This is a genomic window from Comamonas sp. wu1-DMT, from assembly GCF_040187805.1.
Lineage (GTDB): Bacteria > Pseudomonadota > Gammaproteobacteria > Burkholderiales > Burkholderiaceae_C > Comamonas > Comamonas thiooxydans.
The window spans coordinates 89,634-104,507 of record NZ_JBANEM010000012.1; the positions used below are offsets into that span (position 1 = coordinate 89,634).

Annotated in this window: 26 protein-coding genes; 18 read left to right on the forward strand and 8 right to left on the reverse strand. The window is 59.2% G+C overall.

The window, feature by feature from the left end:
• Positions 1-86: 86 nt before the first annotated feature.
• The 8 genes from V8Z78_RS17540 to V8Z78_RS17575 form a co-directional block, all read right to left on the reverse strand.
• Positions 87-1,022, reverse strand: coding sequence for a recombination-associated protein RdgC (locus V8Z78_RS17540; protein WP_349731800.1), 936 nt, complete (start codon positions 1,020-1,022; stop codon positions 87-89).
• A 47-nt stretch (positions 1,023-1,069) separates the two neighbouring features.
• On the reverse strand, positions 1,070-1,237 hold the full coding sequence (locus tag V8Z78_RS17545; protein ID WP_165572380.1) for a hypothetical protein: 168 nt from the start codon (positions 1,235-1,237) through the stop codon (positions 1,070-1,072).
• 100 nt (positions 1,238-1,337) lie between these two features.
• Entirely contained in the window at positions 1,338-1,772 is a 435-nt protein-coding gene (locus V8Z78_RS17550) for a hypothetical protein (protein WP_349731801.1), read from the reverse strand.
• A gap of 34 nt (positions 1,773-1,806) precedes the next feature.
• On the reverse strand, positions 1,807-2,004 hold the full coding sequence (locus V8Z78_RS17555; RefSeq protein WP_349731869.1) for a hypothetical protein: 198 nt from the start codon (positions 2,002-2,004) through the stop codon (positions 1,807-1,809).
• A 32-nt stretch (positions 2,005-2,036) separates the two neighbouring features.
• Positions 2,037-2,174 (reverse strand): hypothetical protein, encoded by a 138-nt coding sequence (locus tag V8Z78_RS17560; RefSeq protein WP_349731802.1) that lies wholly within the window; start codon positions 2,172-2,174, stop codon positions 2,037-2,039.
• 366 nt (positions 2,175-2,540) lie between these two features.
• Positions 2,541-2,864 carry a hypothetical protein gene (locus tag V8Z78_RS17565; RefSeq protein WP_349731803.1) on the reverse strand — a complete coding sequence of 108 codons (324 nt, stop codon included), beginning with the start codon at positions 2,862-2,864 and terminating at the stop codon, positions 2,541-2,543.
• Positions 2,865-3,818: 954 nt separating this feature from the next.
• Positions 3,819-4,469 (reverse strand): hypothetical protein, encoded by a 651-nt coding sequence (locus V8Z78_RS17570; RefSeq protein ID WP_349731804.1) that lies wholly within the window; start codon positions 4,467-4,469, stop codon positions 3,819-3,821.
• Between the two features lie 280 nt (positions 4,470-4,749).
• On the reverse strand, positions 4,750-5,505 hold the full coding sequence (locus tag V8Z78_RS17575; protein WP_059441692.1) for a S24 family peptidase: 756 nt from the start codon (positions 5,503-5,505) through the stop codon (positions 4,750-4,752).
• Between the two features lie 342 nt (positions 5,506-5,847).
• On the opposite strand from V8Z78_RS17575, the gene V8Z78_RS17585 reads away from it, so the two are divergent.
• The 18 genes from V8Z78_RS17585 to V8Z78_RS17670 all read left to right on the forward strand — a co-directional run bounded on the left by V8Z78_RS17585 (position 5,848) and on the right by V8Z78_RS17670 (position 14,776).
• Positions 5,848-6,138 carry a hypothetical protein gene (locus V8Z78_RS17585; protein ID WP_349731806.1) on the forward strand — a complete coding sequence of 97 codons (291 nt, stop codon included), beginning with the start codon at positions 5,848-5,850 and terminating at the stop codon, positions 6,136-6,138.
• A 352-nt stretch (positions 6,139-6,490) separates the two neighbouring features.
• A complete protein-coding gene (locus V8Z78_RS17590; RefSeq protein WP_349731807.1) occupies positions 6,491-6,955 on the forward strand; it encodes a phage regulatory CII family protein in 465 nt (154 codons plus the stop codon).
• Entirely contained in the window at positions 6,952-7,683 is a 732-nt protein-coding gene (locus V8Z78_RS17595; RefSeq protein WP_349731808.1) for a phage antirepressor KilAC domain-containing protein, read from the forward strand. Before V8Z78_RS17590 ends, V8Z78_RS17595 begins: the two co-directional genes overlap by 4 nt.
• Complete coding sequence (locus V8Z78_RS17600; protein ID WP_349731809.1) at positions 7,680-8,189, forward strand: helix-turn-helix domain-containing protein; 510 nt, start codon at positions 7,680-7,682, stop codon at positions 8,187-8,189. Before V8Z78_RS17595 ends, V8Z78_RS17600 begins: the two co-directional genes overlap by 4 nt.
• 64 nt (positions 8,190-8,253) lie before the next feature.
• Entirely contained in the window at positions 8,254-8,424 is a 171-nt protein-coding gene (locus V8Z78_RS17605) for a hypothetical protein (protein WP_349731810.1), read from the forward strand.
• Positions 8,424-9,209, forward strand: coding sequence for an ATP-binding protein (locus tag V8Z78_RS17610; protein ID WP_349731811.1), 786 nt, complete (start codon positions 8,424-8,426; stop codon positions 9,207-9,209). Before V8Z78_RS17605 ends, V8Z78_RS17610 begins: the two co-directional genes overlap by 1 nt.
• Positions 9,210-9,217: 8 nt before the next feature.
• Positions 9,218-9,598 (forward strand): DUF1064 domain-containing protein, encoded by a 381-nt coding sequence (locus tag V8Z78_RS17615; RefSeq protein WP_349731812.1) that lies wholly within the window; start codon positions 9,218-9,220, stop codon positions 9,596-9,598.
• On the forward strand, positions 9,595-9,852 hold the full coding sequence (locus V8Z78_RS17620; protein WP_349731813.1) for a hypothetical protein: 258 nt from the start codon (positions 9,595-9,597) through the stop codon (positions 9,850-9,852). The genes V8Z78_RS17615 and V8Z78_RS17620 overlap by 4 nt, the downstream gene beginning before the upstream one ends.
• Positions 9,843-10,088 (forward strand): DUF3310 domain-containing protein, encoded by a 246-nt coding sequence (locus V8Z78_RS17625; protein WP_325800456.1) that lies wholly within the window; start codon positions 9,843-9,845, stop codon positions 10,086-10,088. The genes V8Z78_RS17620 and V8Z78_RS17625 overlap by 10 nt, the downstream gene beginning before the upstream one ends.
• Positions 10,078-10,338, forward strand: coding sequence for a hypothetical protein (locus V8Z78_RS17630; protein WP_349731814.1), 261 nt, complete (start codon positions 10,078-10,080; stop codon positions 10,336-10,338). The genes V8Z78_RS17625 and V8Z78_RS17630 overlap by 11 nt, the downstream gene beginning before the upstream one ends.
• A gap of 49 nt (positions 10,339-10,387) precedes the next feature.
• Positions 10,388-10,810: a hypothetical protein gene (locus tag V8Z78_RS17635; RefSeq protein ID WP_349731870.1), complete on the forward strand. Its 423-nt coding sequence runs from the start codon at positions 10,388-10,390 to the stop codon at positions 10,808-10,810.
• Between the two features lie 99 nt (positions 10,811-10,909).
• Complete coding sequence (locus tag V8Z78_RS17640) at positions 10,910-11,155, forward strand: hypothetical protein (protein ID WP_349731815.1); 246 nt, start codon at positions 10,910-10,912, stop codon at positions 11,153-11,155.
• Between the two features lie 189 nt (positions 11,156-11,344).
• Entirely contained in the window at positions 11,345-11,587 is a 243-nt protein-coding gene (locus V8Z78_RS17645) for a hypothetical protein (protein WP_349731816.1), read from the forward strand.
• Positions 11,587-11,919 carry an HNH endonuclease signature motif containing protein gene (locus V8Z78_RS17650; RefSeq protein ID WP_349731817.1) on the forward strand — a complete coding sequence of 111 codons (333 nt, stop codon included), beginning with the start codon at positions 11,587-11,589 and terminating at the stop codon, positions 11,917-11,919. Before V8Z78_RS17645 ends, V8Z78_RS17650 begins: the two co-directional genes overlap by 1 nt.
• 3 nt (positions 11,920-11,922) lie before the next feature.
• Positions 11,923-12,171 carry a hypothetical protein gene (locus V8Z78_RS17655; RefSeq protein WP_349731818.1) on the forward strand — a complete coding sequence of 83 codons (249 nt, stop codon included), beginning with the start codon at positions 11,923-11,925 and terminating at the stop codon, positions 12,169-12,171.
• The gene (locus tag V8Z78_RS17660) at positions 12,168-12,350 is read left to right on the forward strand and encodes a hypothetical protein (RefSeq protein WP_349731819.1); all 183 of its coding nucleotides are present in this window, start codon (positions 12,168-12,170) and stop codon (positions 12,348-12,350) included. Before V8Z78_RS17655 ends, V8Z78_RS17660 begins: the two co-directional genes overlap by 4 nt.
• A 252-nt stretch (positions 12,351-12,602) precedes the next feature.
• A complete protein-coding gene (locus V8Z78_RS17665; RefSeq protein ID WP_349731820.1) occupies positions 12,603-13,070 on the forward strand; it encodes a terminase small subunit in 468 nt (155 codons plus the stop codon).
• 2 nt (positions 13,071-13,072) lie between these two features.
• Complete coding sequence (locus tag V8Z78_RS17670) at positions 13,073-14,776, forward strand: terminase large subunit (protein ID WP_349731821.1); 1,704 nt, start codon at positions 13,073-13,075, stop codon at positions 14,774-14,776.
• Positions 14,777-14,874 lie beyond the last annotated feature (98 nt).

The following is a 14,874-nucleotide window of genomic DNA, read 5'->3' on the forward strand; positions in this document are numbered from 1 at the left end:
CAAAGAAAAAAGCCCGCGGTATGGCGGGCAGTTGATTCATTGATGTGGGCGCACGGCCCGGTTCATACAAACCTATGAATAGGTGACTATTTGCTGGCGCTGGCAGCCAACGAGGCGGGCAGGTCGCCCGGGCCGGTGCGGCCTTCACCGCCCAGGGCTTCGATCAGATCAGGGATCAGGCGCGACAACTCGCCGGTGGTAATCGCCACATCGGTATCAAAGCCGCTGTCGTCCTGGCTGTTGCCGTCCATGACCGCATCCAGCAGCGTGATGTTCTTGAGCTGCAGGCCTTCGGTCAGCACAAAGCTCACCCGGTCGTCCCAGGTCATGGCCAGCTTGGTGGGCAGCTTGCCCTGCTCGATGTGCTTGCGGACCTCATCAATATCCAGCGGGTGGCGGGCGTAGCGCACGACAGCCTTGGATTCATCAGCAGCTTTCAGTTCTGTCTCGCGGTCGGCGCTGAAGCCTGCGGGCGGCTCCTGGGTCATCAGCCAATGTGCCATGGCGGCCTGTGGACTGGTCTGGGTGTCCAGCAGTGCCAGGGCGAAGCCGGGCAGGCCTTCGACTAGCAGCGTTACCACCTCGTCGGCGCGGCCCTGGGCGCTGGTATCGAGCACCAGCGTGCGGGCCTGCGGGTCGATCCAGACCCACATGGCTCCCTGCTTGGTGAAGGCCATGGGCAGCAGATCCAGCTTGGCCTCGTCCTTGAGGTCGCGCTTTTCCTTCTTGCCAGGCTTGCGGCCCTCGGTCTTTTCGATGTGCTCGGCCTTCTCGTTGACCTTGCGATTGAGCACGCTGGCTGGCAGCACCTTGGCCTCGGTCATGAAGCGCATGACCCATTGACCGGCCACGGACTCGACCAGAGGACCGTGCGGCTCGCCGCGCGGCGGCACCCAGCCCACGGAGCGCTCCTGTGTGGCGCCGCACTCTTCAAACACCGTCTTTTGCAGGGCATCCTCCAGCGCCTGCAGATCGCCTTGCCAGCTCTTGGCAATGCGGTAAATGATCATGCTCTTGAACATCAGGACTCCTGAAGTGGAAAAGCCCGTGACTGCAGGCCGCGGGCAAATTAGGGGATGTGGTTCCAGGTCTCACGACTAAGAACCTTTTCGATATTTCTGACATGCACGCCGAACTTTTCAGCCAAGGCGGCATTGCTCAGGTTCTTGTTGATGTGCTCGCGTAGCCTGTCGCGCTGCCTGGCTGCCGACCGGATCTCGGCTACATCCAGCGGCATAAGCTTGCTTTGTGGCAACTCCGTTCCGCGCGGCACGAATTCGGTTCTGCGCTGCTCCCAGTCGCTGCGAGAGAGGCCGTGTTTTGATCCGCGCCCCATATCAGTGATTGACGTTGGCTGCCACGGCTTCAGCCCATGACATGCCCTGGGCGACCATTGCGGCGGTGCGCCAGCGGCCAGGAGCCGTCATCGTCGGATGGGTGTGCAGACAGCAATCTGCTGCCTCTTCGTAGCTATCTGCCTTTAACAGACAGACCGGGCACTGAATAGGTTGCGCGCTGGTCTTGCCGCAGCACTTCTCTGCGTCGCGCAATTCACCATGAGTTTCAGAGCACACAGGGCACTGGTACTCTGAATAAACCTCTGGGGGGCAGCATTCTTCTGCCGCCGTGTGACTGCCATGGCTGGTGTCGCAGTTCCCGCAGATGTAGACCTTTCTCGGTGACTCGCTGCAGCAGGATCCGCCAGCTGAGATCATGTTCGGGCCTACGCTATTCGCTGCAATGATGCGAGTGAAGAATTCATGTGTCTGCATTTCGCTCTCCGGTTTCTGCGTTGAGTCCGTTGGTCTACGGTGTTTCTTTCAGGCATTGAACGGTGCTTTCATCCAGCCACTCCGCATGCATGCCTGGGCACGCGAACTCATCGCGCAGGCTTTGGGTGATGGATTGGGGTTCATCGGCTTGGGCATCAGGCGCGGACAGCCAGGCTGCGAGAAGTAGGGCGCCAACGATGACCAGCACGGAATCAACAATCGTTTTCAGCATGAGGATCTCCTGTTCAATAAAGCGCTTGTTGTTCAGAGGGGCCATGCTTCGGGCGTGAGCGCCATCACCACGACCGCGCCGACCAGGCAGAAGAGGCCGAAGCCGGTGAGAGCCCATTGCGCCGCGATCAGCAGCTTTGTCGTTGAGGCGGTGGCGGGAGCGGGATGCATGGAATCTCCTGTGGGCAAAGAAAAAGCCCGCGAGCGGTTGCTGCGGGCTTGAATAAAGAGCCGGTGACCCTTTCGGGCCCTGCCTGGGGAAGAGGTCAGTAAGGGAGGGAGGAGGGATCCCAGGCCCGGCATAACAGGTAGATGGGGCCGAATTCTGCATGACGCTTTTCGAGCGATCAATAGGAGCTCGTCTTACAGTAAAGAGGTGTAGAACCATCTGGCGTGACCACTGTCGCCACGACGCAAGCGCCGTGTTCCTAATTGACGGTAGCCCAGGCCCATTCCTGAACTGCCGTACCTGCTCGAGTGGTCACGCCGGATGGCTTCCGCTTACGGCGGCAAGGCGGATATGTGAATGCGCGATTGTTACGATGAGCGCATCAACGCAACTTGAAGCACCACACAGACAATGAGCAGAGCCAGGATTGAGAGGTTCAAAACCAGGGCGATGTCCTCGCTGGGGTTGAAAAAGAAGTCGGCACTCCAGGCCCCTGCCACGACGAAAAGAATCCTGCGTTGGGCGATTCGCAACCGGTTGGAGTTTGCGTACATCGCCTTCTTGTCCTGGCCGTTTACGTTTGGCTTCATGTTCCTTCTGTACTCCTTTGCCACCGCAACCCCGAAGGGCGACGTTTCTCTATCGCTTTTGAGGTTCAAGATTGGCGCGGCGGCGTTGTTGGCCTTTCTCAAGATGCTTATGTGCTGGCGTGATGCCCATAGGTCTTGGCGCAGGCGAGGTCGATAGACAAACCGGAGCCCTGCCAGCAAGACTCTGGTTTGCGCCCTGATGTCGCTCAGGGGCTGGCGCTGCTTGCGCAGTCATATTCGTGTGGCGGCGTCATCTGGTGTAAGAGGGCGGGCGACTCCTCAAACCATCGGCCAACTCTGATCCCGTGCCGGCTTTCGTGCGGCTTTAACGCTGCTTCGGCAGTTGCTGGGCCGGGGCATCCGGCCTATTCATCTCGCATGCGTTCTCCTTCGCAGCGCGCGGCTGCCTGGTTGGGATGCTTTCGCTGGCATCGATTCAGCAGTGCTCTGGTCTCACGCGTTGCACTTCTTTCCGCGTGCAGTCCCCTCTCGGCGTGAACATGCAGGAGTGACCCCACATGCCCGGACTGCTTGCCCCGTGTACCGACTCGCTCGGCTTGGGGACGGGTTTAACCCGCGCCAGACGCTGTTGATCACTGCGGCCGGCCATTTCCTCTTTGGCTTTTTAAAGACCCGTGGCACGCGGCTCGATCGCTTGGCACCCATCGCTGCCGTTTGTTGCGGCGATGATGTATCTTACCCATGGGTAATAATTGATGCAATACCCATGGGTAATTTATTTTTCGAAGTGAGGTAATATTTCTTCATGACCACACACCACACAGACGAAAAAAAAGCCCGCTGATGGCGGGCTTGATGCAATAGTCCTTGAGGACTTTGATGCGCTGATTTTTAGGCGCTACGGTAATACTGTCTTCGTGAGTACTCTAGGCGCGAGCTATTCAAAGCCACCGCGCTGCTGCGACGCTGTCGATGCAGCGGTATCCTGGGTGGCCAGCTATCCGCGCGATCAACTGGGGGTTGAGTTGAGTTTGGGCCATGCAGAAGAGGCGCAGGGTGTGCACCACATCTTGGCCTTTATGCAGGCAATGGAGTCTAGCTATTGGCAGCAGGGCGAGCCTGCATTTGTCGTCGAAGTGCCCGGTCTAGGGCATTGGACTTATCGGCCTTTCGCAGCTGCTTGTCACGTATCACCAGTAGACCAGCCAAGTTAGATGGCTCAAAGAATTGGTCTACCCGATCGGTGAATTGCTCTGCATCACGCAAGATGTTGCGCACTGCTGAGGCTTTGTCTGCAACGATCTTAAGTTTTTTCAGATCGTCGCCGGCCTGTTCAATTTCAGGCGCGATATCAGTCCTCAGCCAAGCTATCACCTGAATTCTCAAGCTCCTCGAGTAAATGGTGGTGTCTTGGTCTAGGAGATCCAAATGCCTGATCGTTGCGCCAGCGGTGACGTCTTGCTTCCCATTGGACTCCACCCAGTCCGAGCGCTCAACCGCAACCAGTACTCGCCCGCCTTGCCGCGCTGCATCACCAAGTCGCTCCCAAAAAGTTGCGTACTTGGAGAGATCGTTCCGGAAGTGGCTGAATCGATCGTGAGAAGCCGTGACCCGTGGGAGCAAGTTTTCGGCTTCAGCGATCAAGTTTTCTCGGGTCGAGCGGATGTCCTCGATAAGCTGCTGACGGGCTTGTCTGGTTTCTTCTGCCTTAAAGGTGGCCTCAATTTCATTGAAGATGGCCCCCACGTTACGCCTACCGCAATCCTGGCCAATGATCGTTTCCCGGCCGTCGACTAGCTTTAACAGGAACCCTCGGTAATGCAACTCGTTGCACCCATTCAGACCGCAGCGGACCATTCCCGTCCCATGCGGTGACCCTGCAGCAGCCCGTGGAAGGTCGTACTTGCCGACGATGCGATCCAGGTCTTCCGGACTAGCCAGCACTGAACTAGTGAATCTCGGCCTAGTTTCCCAGTCCGCAGGGGGCTCTCAGGTGCAAAACTTCAGGCATTACTCTCCTTTGGAATTAATACTGCTCGCTGCGCCAAACCGTAAGGATCTTCCCGATTACATGGAAGTCGGGATGCTTTGATGAAATGTCGTATGGCGGGAAATCGTCTTTGTTCTTCGAGATGATGCGCAGCACAAACCCTGGTTTATCGAAGTTGGGCACGCGCTGAATGATCTTGATGAATCCTTCATCTCCAATGCGGAAAAAGTAGATCCCCTCGTGGTCTACATGATTCACTCCGCGATCCATGAGTAGTGGGTCGCCGGGGTTGAAGATGGGCTTCATTGAAGGTCCGAATCCGGTAACGATGCACAGATTGCCGACACTGGTGTAGGTCGGCACATTGAGGCGCAGCCAATCTTGGTCGACCCGCCAACTCTTGATCACACCAGGCTGTTCTGCCTCAAGGATCAGCTTTCCACCATTGCCCATCGCGCCGCCTACGTCGTACTGGGTGATGATCAGGTCGCGCCCCTCCCCATTGGCGGCTGGCGCCTCATAGGGAGAGGATGCGGCTTCATGACCGAAGGGCGTGGCGCCCCCTCCCAAGAGGGCGAGTTCACCGATAAAAAAAGTAGGGAAAGCGCCCTGCAAGAGCACTGCGGTGTCTTCGCCTATCCGCTTGGAGCCATTCTTGTCGGCGGGGTAAAGCATTCGAGACACATAGCTCGCATCCTTGCCAATTTTCTGAGCAATGCTGGCAATGCCGCCACGGCCAAGAGAGTCAACAAGTCTCTGCAGCGCGTTACGCCGCTGTTCGTACATATCCATCCATAGATTCCAGCAAACGATTACCTGTAAGTAAATGACCCATGGGTATTGATTAATGCCTTACCTATGGGTAATATATGGGTATGGAAAAACTACTCGCCTACCTAAACAGCCTGCAAAAGGCTGATCGTCTGAGTCTTGCAACGCGATGCCAAACGTCTGAGGGCTACTTGCGCAAGGCAATCAGCAAGGGTCAGCGCCTTGGCGAGAGCCTTTGCATCAACTTGGACCGCGAATCTGGCGGCGCTATCCGTTGCGAGGACCTGCGCCCTGATGTTGACTGGGCATACCTGCGCACCGCCAGGGAGCTGGCGCAGTCATCCACTACCAAGGAGGCCAGCAATGGATAAGTGGCTGCTGCTCTCTTTTGCTCTTGCGCAGTTTGGCCAAACATTGATGTTGGTAGGTTTGTTGTTCAAGCGTCCTGCGCGCCCCGCCGGAGTCATGGATTTCGATGCCCTCAAGGTAGAGCCAGGATCGACGGTAATGCTTCGTTCGGAGGAGTTCCTCACAGGCGGCAAGCGCGAAGCATTTGAAAAATGGGCTAGCGAAGCCACAGCGCGCACAGGCATCAAGTTTGTGTATTTGCCTACGGTCAATTGGGATGCGGTGGTTATCGGAGCAGCTGAATGAGCGCGACGAATCCACCTATGAGTACGCCCAATCCTCCCAGAGCTGAGCCGAAGGCAATAAGGAACTGCATCGGGTCCTTTTGCCAGTGCCTTTCGAGCCAGTACCACGTTCGACGTAACGGCGGAATGTACCAATTCGGGCCGAAAGAGTCTGTTTCGTCCCAATGCTTCGCTTTCCAGCGTTGCCACCAATTCATGTCCGCCCTCCCTGGCGCTGGTTGTGTAGGAGCTCCCAGCATAGCCCAGGGTGTGGCGGGCAACTTTCCCTCTCTTCTGGCCTGTTTTCGTTTTCATGCAGCCAGTGTCCAACCTCTGCCTTCCCAGCGGTAGGCGAATCTCACGAGGCATTCGCTATGCGTAGAACCATTAAGCAAACCCATCGCGCGCTGTTCCTGGCTCTCCAGGCCGACGCCAAAGAGTATCCCGGCGGTATCCGTGCGCTGGCTGAAATTGCCGGTCTGAACGGCAATACCCTGGCCAACGGCATCAACCCTGACCATGAAGCGGCGCCGCCCTCATTTGGTGTTGTGATGGAAATCATCGTGCTGGCGCAGGCCCGCCGCGCGGTGTTCGCCTTGGCTCATCTGGTTGGCCAGGTGCCAATGGATTTCCAGATGGATGACCGCAGCCCATCTGACTCCATTCGCCTGTTTATGGAGCTGGTCAGCACTGCCAGCAAGTCCCTGGCAGAAGGCTCTCCCCGAGCTCAGGACGGCCACTTTTGCGCAGACGACCGCCGCGCTCTTGAGCCTTTGCTGCTGGCGCTGATGAAGTGCACGGCCGAGTTGTTGCAGTCCATCCGAGGAGGTGCGCAATGAATGCCATCACCACACCCACGGCCCTGACCATGAGCAGTCGCGACATTTCGGAGCTGACGGGCAAGCGCCATGCCGACGTGATGCGCGACATCCGCAGCATGATGGACGCGCTGCAGCAAAACGCAGAATTGCGTTCTGTTTGTTTTTCAAGCACTTACGTGGGCGAGAACGAGCAGAGCTATCCCCAATACGAGCTGGACAAAGACACCAGCCTGACGCTGCTGCTGGGCTACGACCCTGTGGCACGCATGAAGGTGGTCAAGCGCTGGCAGGAGCTGGAGGCCCAGCAGCCTGCGCCAGCACAGCTGACACGCATGGACATTCTCAAGCTGGCCATGGACTCGGAGCAGGCCCGCATCGAGGCTGAGGCACGGCTGGCGCTGGTCGCCCCCAAGGCAGAGTTTGTCGATCGCTACGTGTTGCCCGGCACTGGCAGCATGGGCGTTCGTGAGGTATGCAAGCTCCTCGGCGCCAAGCTGAACGCATTCACTGATTTCCTGCTGAAGCGCGGGCTGATGTACCGCACCACACCACATGGCCCGCTCACGCCGCGCGCAGAGCACATGCACAACGGTCGCTTTGAGGCCAAGACGGGGACGGCAGAGCATGGCGAGACCTCGCACGCCTTCGTTCACTACAAGTTCACCGCCAAGGGTGTTGAGTGGATTGCAGGCCTGTGGTGCCAGCACCAGGTGCGCGAGAAGATGAGCAGCGAGGTGGCTGCATGAGCGTCAAAGTGATGAACGCTGTGTTCGAGCGCTACCCCAATGGTGGCGGCGAAATGCTTCTGGCGCTGGCGCTGGCCGACCATGCCAGCGATGACGGCACCCGGGTCTATCCGAGCATCAAAGCCTTGGCCGAAAAGACCCGTCAGTCCGAACGCTCCGTCCAGTACCAGCTGCGCCGCATGCAGGAATCCGGCTGGCTGATCCTGGTCAATGCGGGTAATGGTGGGCGCAGCATGCACTCGGAATACCGCATTTCCCTCGACTGGATAAAGGGTGCAGAAATTGCACCGTTAGAAAAGGGTGCAACTGACGACGCAAACGGTGCAAACGACAGCACTAAAGGGCGCAATCCAGAGCAGGAAAGGGTGCAACCGGTTGCACCCGCAAATAACCGTCATAGAACCATCAATGAACCATCAGGAATCGTTGATGCTGGCGCAGAAAAAAAACCAAACGGGCCGTGCAACCGCATTGCCAGACAACTTCGAGCCGAACGAAACCGCTGATCGACTGGCCGGTGAGCTGGGCTTGGTTGTGACTGCAGAGCTTGAGGCGTTTGAGGACCATCACATGGCCAACGGTTCCACCTTCAAGGACTGGCAAGCCGCATTTCGCACCTGGCTGCGCAACTCTGCCAAATTCGCCCAGCGCCAGCTGACCCCCGGCCGCCCAGCGTTGGCCCGCCGCCCGCCAGCTTCAGAAGGCTTTTCAGCCCGCACCTACACCGGAGGGAAACTGTGATGACCACCAGCCTTTCAAGTCTGGCCAGCATGCCGCGCGCCGAGCCCCGCCAGCAGGTCTGCGAGACCCACGGCGCCTACGAGTCCATCAACTTCATCGGCCGCATCTGGTCGAAGTGCCCAGGCTGCACCGCTGATGCTGCCGCCAAGGAAAAGGCGGCGCAGGAAGCCCGTGAGCACCAGGCGCGCAAGGCCGCTTGGGAGCAGCGACTGGGAGAGTCCTGCATTCCTCCGCGCTTCACCGATCGCACGCTGAACAACTTTGTTGCCAGCACTCCGGAGCAAGAGCATGCACTTGCTTTCGCGACGACTTACGCAGATGGCTTTGCGGAGGTGATCAAGACCGGCCGCAGCGCGCTTTTTGTGGGCAACGTGGGCACCGGAAAAACGCATTTGGCCGCGGGCATTGCGCTGCGCCTGATGCGCCGCGATGGGCGTCCTGTGCTTTTCACCACGGTGATGCGCGCGGTGCGCAGCGTCAAGGACACATGGAGCCGTGGTGCTGACAAGACCGAGGCCCAGGCAGTGGCCGCCCTCGTGTTCCCCGACCTGCTGATTCTGGATGAGGTGGGCGTGCAGTTCGGCAGCGAAACCGAAAAGCTGGTCCTGTTTGATGTGCTCAACGAGCGCTATGAGAAGCGCCGGCCAACCCTGCTGCTGTCGAACTTCGGCGTTGATGAGGTTCGAGCTTACCTGGGTGACCGCATCTTTGATCGTCTGCGCGAAGACGGCGGGGAGGCCATTCCCTTCGACTGGGAAAGTCAGCGCGGAAAGGTGCAGGCATGAGCAAGGGCATGAAGTTGACAGGACACGCGCTGAAGCTGGTGCCTCTGGCCGCAAACCCCAAGTACGGCAACAGGAAGATAACGGCAGCGGATGGCGGCAAGTTCGACAGCCTGGCCGAGTTCAATCGATGGGCTCACCTGCAGATGCTGCAGCGTGGCGGCCACATCAGCGATCTGCGCCGGCAGGTGGTGTTTGAGATGGTTCCATCGGTGAAGTTTGCTGGCGCTGCGCGCGCCCGGCCGGCGATTCGCTACATCGCTGACTTCGTGTACCTGGAGCAGGGCATCGAGGTGATCGAGGATGTGAAGGGCGTAGAGACCCCCGAATTCAGGATCAAGCGCCACCTCATGAAGGCTCTGCTGGGGCGGGAAGTGCGGGTGATCAAATGACCCAGGCACTCAACCCCGCATTCTTTGGCAAGGTCGTGCCGCTGGCTGGCCAGCGCAAGCCGCCCAGCACATCGCGCATCACGCGGCTGGTGTGGCCGACCTATGAGCGGCTGAGCGATGGCCGCTACCTGATCGAGCACTGGATGGAGAACCGCTGCTGCAACCGGGTGCAGGTGGGCAGCAGCACTGTCTGCGTGGTCGACGACTACGGCAGCCTGGTGGCGGTCGAGGACAGGGGGTGCGCATGGTGGTGAAAAGCGCTCTGGACACCCAGGCCGGCGGCAGCCATTACAAGGACTGCCGGATTCAGCCCATCGAGTTCATTCATGCCAATGGACTGGACTTCTTTCAGGGAAACATCATCAAGTACGCGACCCGGCACAAGGCCAAGAACGGTGCCGAGGATCTGCGCAAGGTGATCCATTACGCACAGCTGGCGCTGGAGTTGCAGTACGGCGAAAAGCCCGAGGAGGGCGGCAATGCTCAATAGGCTGAATGACAAAGAGCGCGCCCACCTGGCAGCGGTCAAGGAGCTTCCCTGCAGTGTCTGCGACCAGACCGGCCCTAGCGAGGCGCACCACATCGAGCAGCGCCAGCAATACACGGTCGTGGCCTTGTGCGAGAGCTGCCACCGTGGCCCGCTGATGGGGCTGCACGGCCAGCGCCGTATGTGGGCAATCAAAAAGATGAGCGAACTGGACGCGCTGAACGTGACCGTGTGTCGTCTGTTGGGTAACTGAAGCAATCAAAGAAAGAGAGGGGCTGATGCGTAGAGACTTGAATTTGAATGTGCCCCAAGACTTGCAGCAGGCCGAGGAGCTGCTGGAGAGGTACGGGCGATGGGCCCAGGATCGGTACAAGAAGCAGCGCTGTGCCAGCGCGGAGGGGAAGTATCGACCGCCGCCACAGGCCCGGAGTGATGACGAACCCCTGATCCCCTTCATGCCGGACTGGAGCGCGCGGCATGTCCAGCTGGCGCTGCAGTCCGTGCCAATGCAGTTTCGACGCGTGCTGTTTGCGATCTACATCCCCCAGAAGGAGCACCCGATGGAGGCCCGTCGACGCATGCGCCTCAAGAGTGATGTGTGGGACGGCAGTCGAATTGAGGGCTTGCGGCACTTCTGGAACATCTACCGCTTGCGCTACTTGACAAAGGGTGTCACAATCGCGCCTATTCTCCGCGACACTGAGTCGTGTGCCCTGGCTGCCTGAAGGTAGCCAGCGGCGTGACCAAAGCCCCAAGCCTGACCCGCTGGGGCTTTTTCTTTTCTGACTCTCCAAATATCCTTGGGTCTTTTGCAAGGAGAGGTCATGGAAAAAGGCGTTATTTATGACGTGGTGCCGCAAGAGGGAAATTGGGGCGCGATTGGATACTTTCTCGACGGCAAGTACTTCACGCCCTGGAATGGTGGAGAGAGACTGTCTGGAGAGGTTGTAGGGGGAGAATTTAAAGGCACAGATGGTGCATCAGGAAAGGTCACTGGTCTCGTTCTGATTAGAGACAATCCCGATGTGTCTTTGCCAATGAACACATTCCACCTTGTGCCGCGTGAGTAGTACTTTCTCCGGATGCTGCCGGATTTTTTGATTCGCCAAATACTTACACACGTATAGCAACTGCCGCCCAGGTTCGCCTCGGCGGCTTTTTTCATTCCCGGTTCACTGCCACCGAGCACGCCCGACGATCACGCACATTGCAGTAGGGGCGGATCACTCGGTGGCGGCACCTATCCCGAGGAGGGCGAAATGCTCTACACAGCAGCAAACGCCCGTGGCGCGTCGATCATCGACGTGGACACTGGCGAGCGCTTTTCTCGCGTGTCTGAGGTCAGCACCTCGGGCGGCTGGATCAAGGTTCACGACAACCCGAGCCGCATTGACGCCCAAGGGCGCATTGCTGGCCGGCGCATTCGCTTCGCTTCGATCTACGCCATCCAGGGGCTGGAGCGCATGCCCTGCCTGTTCCACTGCTACGGTCGGCGTGCGTGATGGCCAAGCTTCAGACGCTCAAGAACGGTGTGCCAATGCTGGACACCAAGCGTGTGCAGACCATCCAGGCCGGCAGCTGGCGCACGAGTGACCAGACATCCACACAGCGCGGCTATGGCTACAAGTGGCAGCAGGCCAGAGCGCAGTTCCTGCGTGAGCATCCCCTTTGCGTGATGTGCGAGGCGGCTGGTCGTGTGGAGGACGCGACTGTGGTCGACCACATAACCCCGCACCGAGGTGATCAGTCACTTTTCTGGAGGCGCAGTAACTGGCAGTCGCTGTGCGCCACTCACCACTCCCGTGACAAGCAGCGCACGGAGCAAAGGATGTGACCCATGGACCGTATGCAGCACCCGTCAAACAATGCTGTGCTTGGCGCGCCGGCAGGCTGGGATCAGGAGACCCTGCCATGCAACGCGCTGCCCATCACCCGTACCGACTGGGATGGCGTGCCGGCAGTCGTTTCGTTCTGGAAGCCTACGCCTGCAGAGATTGAGGCGATCAAGGCGGGTCAGCCTGTCATGTTGTGGGTGGCCGGCAGCACCATGCCGCCGGTTGCGTTGATGGTGGAAGGTGAGTCATGAACGGAGCCCAGGAAAAGCTCGGCGTACTGATTGACGAGCTCGACTCTCTCAGTGCTGCGCTCGGCATGCCCATACCAGACGCGACGCACGTACAGGCACTTAGGGCTTCGCTGCCTGCGAAGGTAAGCGCGCTCAAGGATGCGTTCGTTGAGATGACGGGCGAGAACCCTTGGGGCTGAGATTGCAGCGCCAGTCGCCTCCTGACGCGGCCTGATGGCATCGAAAGGGGGAGGGGGGAGGTCAAAGCCTGGGGGCGCTCGGCCTCTAGACCGCCCTGTTCCGCACGCGCAGAAAATTTCCCCCGTGGAGAAAAATGTTAAAGGCTGGGTCAGTGCGTTAACTCGCCCGAAGGCCGCGCCAGTCATGGGTTTGCGCGATTTTTAACACGCGCCGAATGTTAAAGGGATGTTAAAGATCGGAAGGGTTTGATCATGGCGCTGACAGGCAAGAAGCGGCTGTTCGCTGAAGCCTTGTTGGCGGGCAAGTCAAACAAAGAGGCGGCACTGGCTGCTGGGTACAGCGCGGCATCTGCTTCGGCGGCTGGCTCGCGGCTGGCAAAGGACAAGGATGTGCTGGCGCACCAGCAGCGGAAAGCTGCGGCGGTCGAGAAGCCCGAAGAGGTGGCGCCTAAGGCAGATGCACCGCTTGGTAGTTTCGATTTGAGCCAGGCGCTCGCGCACCGCGACCCCCGGGCTTTCCTGCTCGCCGCCATGAACGACGTGCTACTGGAGCCGAAGCTGCGGATTGACGCGGCCAAAGCCCTGATGCCGTTTGAGTTCGCCAAGAAGGGCGAGGGCGGGAAGAAAGAGCAACAGGCTGATGCAGCGAAGAAAGTGGCCAGTCGATTTACGCCGGCCGCTCCGCCGAAGTTGGCGACCGCTAACGGAAAGAAAGTGTAGATATGGAATGGAGCACCGCTTGCATCGACTGGGAAGAACGGTTGGTGCAGCGGAAGTCCATCATTCCGCCGCCGATCTTCCGGGACCAGGCCGAGCAGGCCTTGGCCATCTTCAAGGAGCTCAAAGTCGTCGACCTGCCCAAGGTATGGGATGCTGAGCTCGATGATTACCGGCCTCCGACTTTCGGGGAGTGCTCGGAAGAGTGGGTCTTCGATTTTGTGCGCGTCATCTTTGGCGCATACGACGCCGAGACGGGTAAGCAGCTGATCCGTGAATACGGCCTGCTCATCAGCAAGAAAAACACGAAATCCACCATCGCCGCGGGCATCATGCTCACGGCGCTGATCCTGTGCTGGCGCGAGGATGAGGAGCACCTGATTCTGGCGCCGACCAAGGAAGTGGCTGATAACTCCTTCAAGCCGGCGGCCAGCATGGTGCGCGCAGATGAGGAGCTGTCTGCGCTGTTCCACATTCAGGACCATATTCGGACCATCACCCATCGGGTGAACCGCAACAGCCTGAAGGTGGTGGCCGCCGACACGGACACGGTCTCCGGCAAGAAGTCGGGCAAGATCCTGGTGGACGAGCTCTGGCTGTTTGGCAAGCGTGCCAATGCCGACGCCATGTTTCAGGAGGCGCTGGGCGGCCAGGTGTCGCGCGAAGAGGGCTGGGTCATTTTCCTGACCACGCAGTCGGACGAAGCGCCTGAGGGCGTTTTCAAGGCCAAGCTGGATTACTGGCGCGATGTGCGCGACGGCAAGGTGGTCAGCCTCAAGACGCTGGGCATTCTGTATGAGTTCCCTGAGGCGATGATCAAGTCCAAGGCGTACTTGGATCCGGAGAATTTTTACATCACCAATCCGAACTTGGGCCGGTCGGTCAGCAAGGAATGGCTCACCGACGAGATGCAAAAGCGCTCTCCGGAGCAGGATGGTGGCTTCCAGCGCTTCCTCGCCAAGCACTTGAATATCCAGATCGGCCTGAACCTGCGGGCCAACCGCTGGACCGGCGCCGACTTCTGGGAGAAGCGCGGCGACAAGCGCATCAACCTGGACTTCATCCAGGCCAAGTGCGAGGTGGTGACCATAGGAATTGACGGCGGCGGGCTGGATGACTTGCTGGGCTTTGCCATTGATGGGCGCTTGCGAGACTCGCAAAACTGCGCTCTGTGGAACAAGGCATGGATCCATCCCATTGCGATTGAGCGGCGCAAGTCCGAAGAGGCGAAATACCGGGATTTTGAGAAGGATGGGGACTTGGTTGTCGTGGAGCGACCGGGCCAGGACTTGGAGGAACTCGCCGCGCTGTGCAAGCAGATCTTTGATTGGGGCCTGCTGGCCAGGATCGGCCTGGACCCCGAGCGCACGCACAAGGTTGTTTTCCAGGCATTGATTGATGCCGGCATCCCCGAGGATCTGATCATTGGTATCTCGCAGGGCTGGAAGCTCACCGGCGCGATGGCGGTGGCTGAGCGCGGCTTGCTGGACGGAAGCCTGGTGCATGCCGCGCAGCCGCTCATGGCCTGGAGCGTTGGCAATGCCAAGGTCGTGCCTTCTGGCAACGCCTCCCTCATCACCAAGCAGGCCAGCGGCACAGCCAAGATTGACCCGCTGATGGCCTCGCTGAACGCGGTCACTTTGATGGCCACGAATCCAGAGGCTAAAGGCCCCTCTGTTTACGAGACGCGCGGCATGCGCTTCCTATAGGGCACGACACATGAAGTTTTTCGACAGATTCCGGAGCTCTCCGGAGGCTCAGTCGCGCCCGCCCGAGGAAGGTGGGCGAAAGGAGCCAGGGTTGGACG

What these genes read in the sequence shown, in the direction of transcription:
- V8Z78_RS17540 (WP_349731800.1), bottom strand. Translation starts at nt 1,022, where the DNA reads ATGTTCAAGAGCATGATCATTTACCGCATTGCCAAGAGCTGGCAAGGC.
- V8Z78_RS17545 (WP_165572380.1), bottom strand. Translation starts at nt 1,237, where the DNA reads ATGCCGCTGGATGTAGCCGAGATCCGGTCGGCAGCCAGGCAGCGCGAC.
- V8Z78_RS17550 (WP_349731801.1), bottom strand. Translation starts at nt 1,772, where the DNA reads ATGCAGACACATGAATTCTTCACTCGCATCATTGCAGCGAATAGCGTA.
- V8Z78_RS17555 (WP_349731869.1), bottom strand. Translation starts at nt 2,004, where the DNA reads ATGCTGAAAACGATTGTTGATTCCGTGCTGGTCATCGTTGGCGCCCTA.
- V8Z78_RS17560 (WP_349731802.1), bottom strand. Translation starts at nt 2,174, where the DNA reads ATGCATCCCGCTCCCGCCACCGCCTCAACGACAAAGCTGCTGATCGCG.
- V8Z78_RS17575 (WP_059441692.1), bottom strand. Translation starts at nt 5,505, where the DNA reads ATGGATATGTACGAACAGCGGCGTAACGCGCTGCAGAGACTTGTTGAC.
- V8Z78_RS17585 (WP_349731806.1), top strand. Translation starts at nt 5,848, where the DNA reads ATGGATAAGTGGCTGCTGCTCTCTTTTGCTCTTGCGCAGTTTGGCCAA.
- V8Z78_RS17590 (WP_349731807.1), top strand. Translation starts at nt 6,491, where the DNA reads ATGCGTAGAACCATTAAGCAAACCCATCGCGCGCTGTTCCTGGCTCTC.
- V8Z78_RS17595 (WP_349731808.1), top strand. Translation starts at nt 6,952, where the DNA reads ATGAATGCCATCACCACACCCACGGCCCTGACCATGAGCAGTCGCGAC.
- V8Z78_RS17600 (WP_349731809.1), top strand. Translation starts at nt 7,680, where the DNA reads ATGAGCGTCAAAGTGATGAACGCTGTGTTCGAGCGCTACCCCAATGGT.
- V8Z78_RS17605 (WP_349731810.1), top strand. Translation starts at nt 8,254, where the DNA reads ATGGCCAACGGTTCCACCTTCAAGGACTGGCAAGCCGCATTTCGCACC.
- V8Z78_RS17610 (WP_349731811.1), top strand. Translation starts at nt 8,424, where the DNA reads ATGACCACCAGCCTTTCAAGTCTGGCCAGCATGCCGCGCGCCGAGCCC.
- V8Z78_RS17615 (WP_349731812.1), top strand. Translation starts at nt 9,218, where the DNA reads ATGAAGTTGACAGGACACGCGCTGAAGCTGGTGCCTCTGGCCGCAAAC.
- V8Z78_RS17620 (WP_349731813.1), top strand. Translation starts at nt 9,595, where the DNA reads ATGACCCAGGCACTCAACCCCGCATTCTTTGGCAAGGTCGTGCCGCTG.
- V8Z78_RS17625 (WP_325800456.1), top strand. Translation starts at nt 9,843, where the DNA reads ATGGTGGTGAAAAGCGCTCTGGACACCCAGGCCGGCGGCAGCCATTAC.
- V8Z78_RS17630 (WP_349731814.1), top strand. Translation starts at nt 10,078, where the DNA reads ATGCTCAATAGGCTGAATGACAAAGAGCGCGCCCACCTGGCAGCGGTC.
- V8Z78_RS17640 (WP_349731815.1), top strand. Translation starts at nt 10,910, where the DNA reads ATGGAAAAAGGCGTTATTTATGACGTGGTGCCGCAAGAGGGAAATTGG.
- V8Z78_RS17645 (WP_349731816.1), top strand. Translation starts at nt 11,345, where the DNA reads ATGCTCTACACAGCAGCAAACGCCCGTGGCGCGTCGATCATCGACGTG.
- V8Z78_RS17650 (WP_349731817.1), top strand. Translation starts at nt 11,587, where the DNA reads ATGGCCAAGCTTCAGACGCTCAAGAACGGTGTGCCAATGCTGGACACC.
- V8Z78_RS17655 (WP_349731818.1), top strand. Translation starts at nt 11,923, where the DNA reads ATGGACCGTATGCAGCACCCGTCAAACAATGCTGTGCTTGGCGCGCCG.
- V8Z78_RS17660 (WP_349731819.1), top strand. Translation starts at nt 12,168, where the DNA reads ATGAACGGAGCCCAGGAAAAGCTCGGCGTACTGATTGACGAGCTCGAC.
- V8Z78_RS17665 (WP_349731820.1), top strand. Translation starts at nt 12,603, where the DNA reads ATGGCGCTGACAGGCAAGAAGCGGCTGTTCGCTGAAGCCTTGTTGGCG.
- V8Z78_RS17670 (WP_349731821.1), top strand. Translation starts at nt 13,073, where the DNA reads ATGGAATGGAGCACCGCTTGCATCGACTGGGAAGAACGGTTGGTGCAG.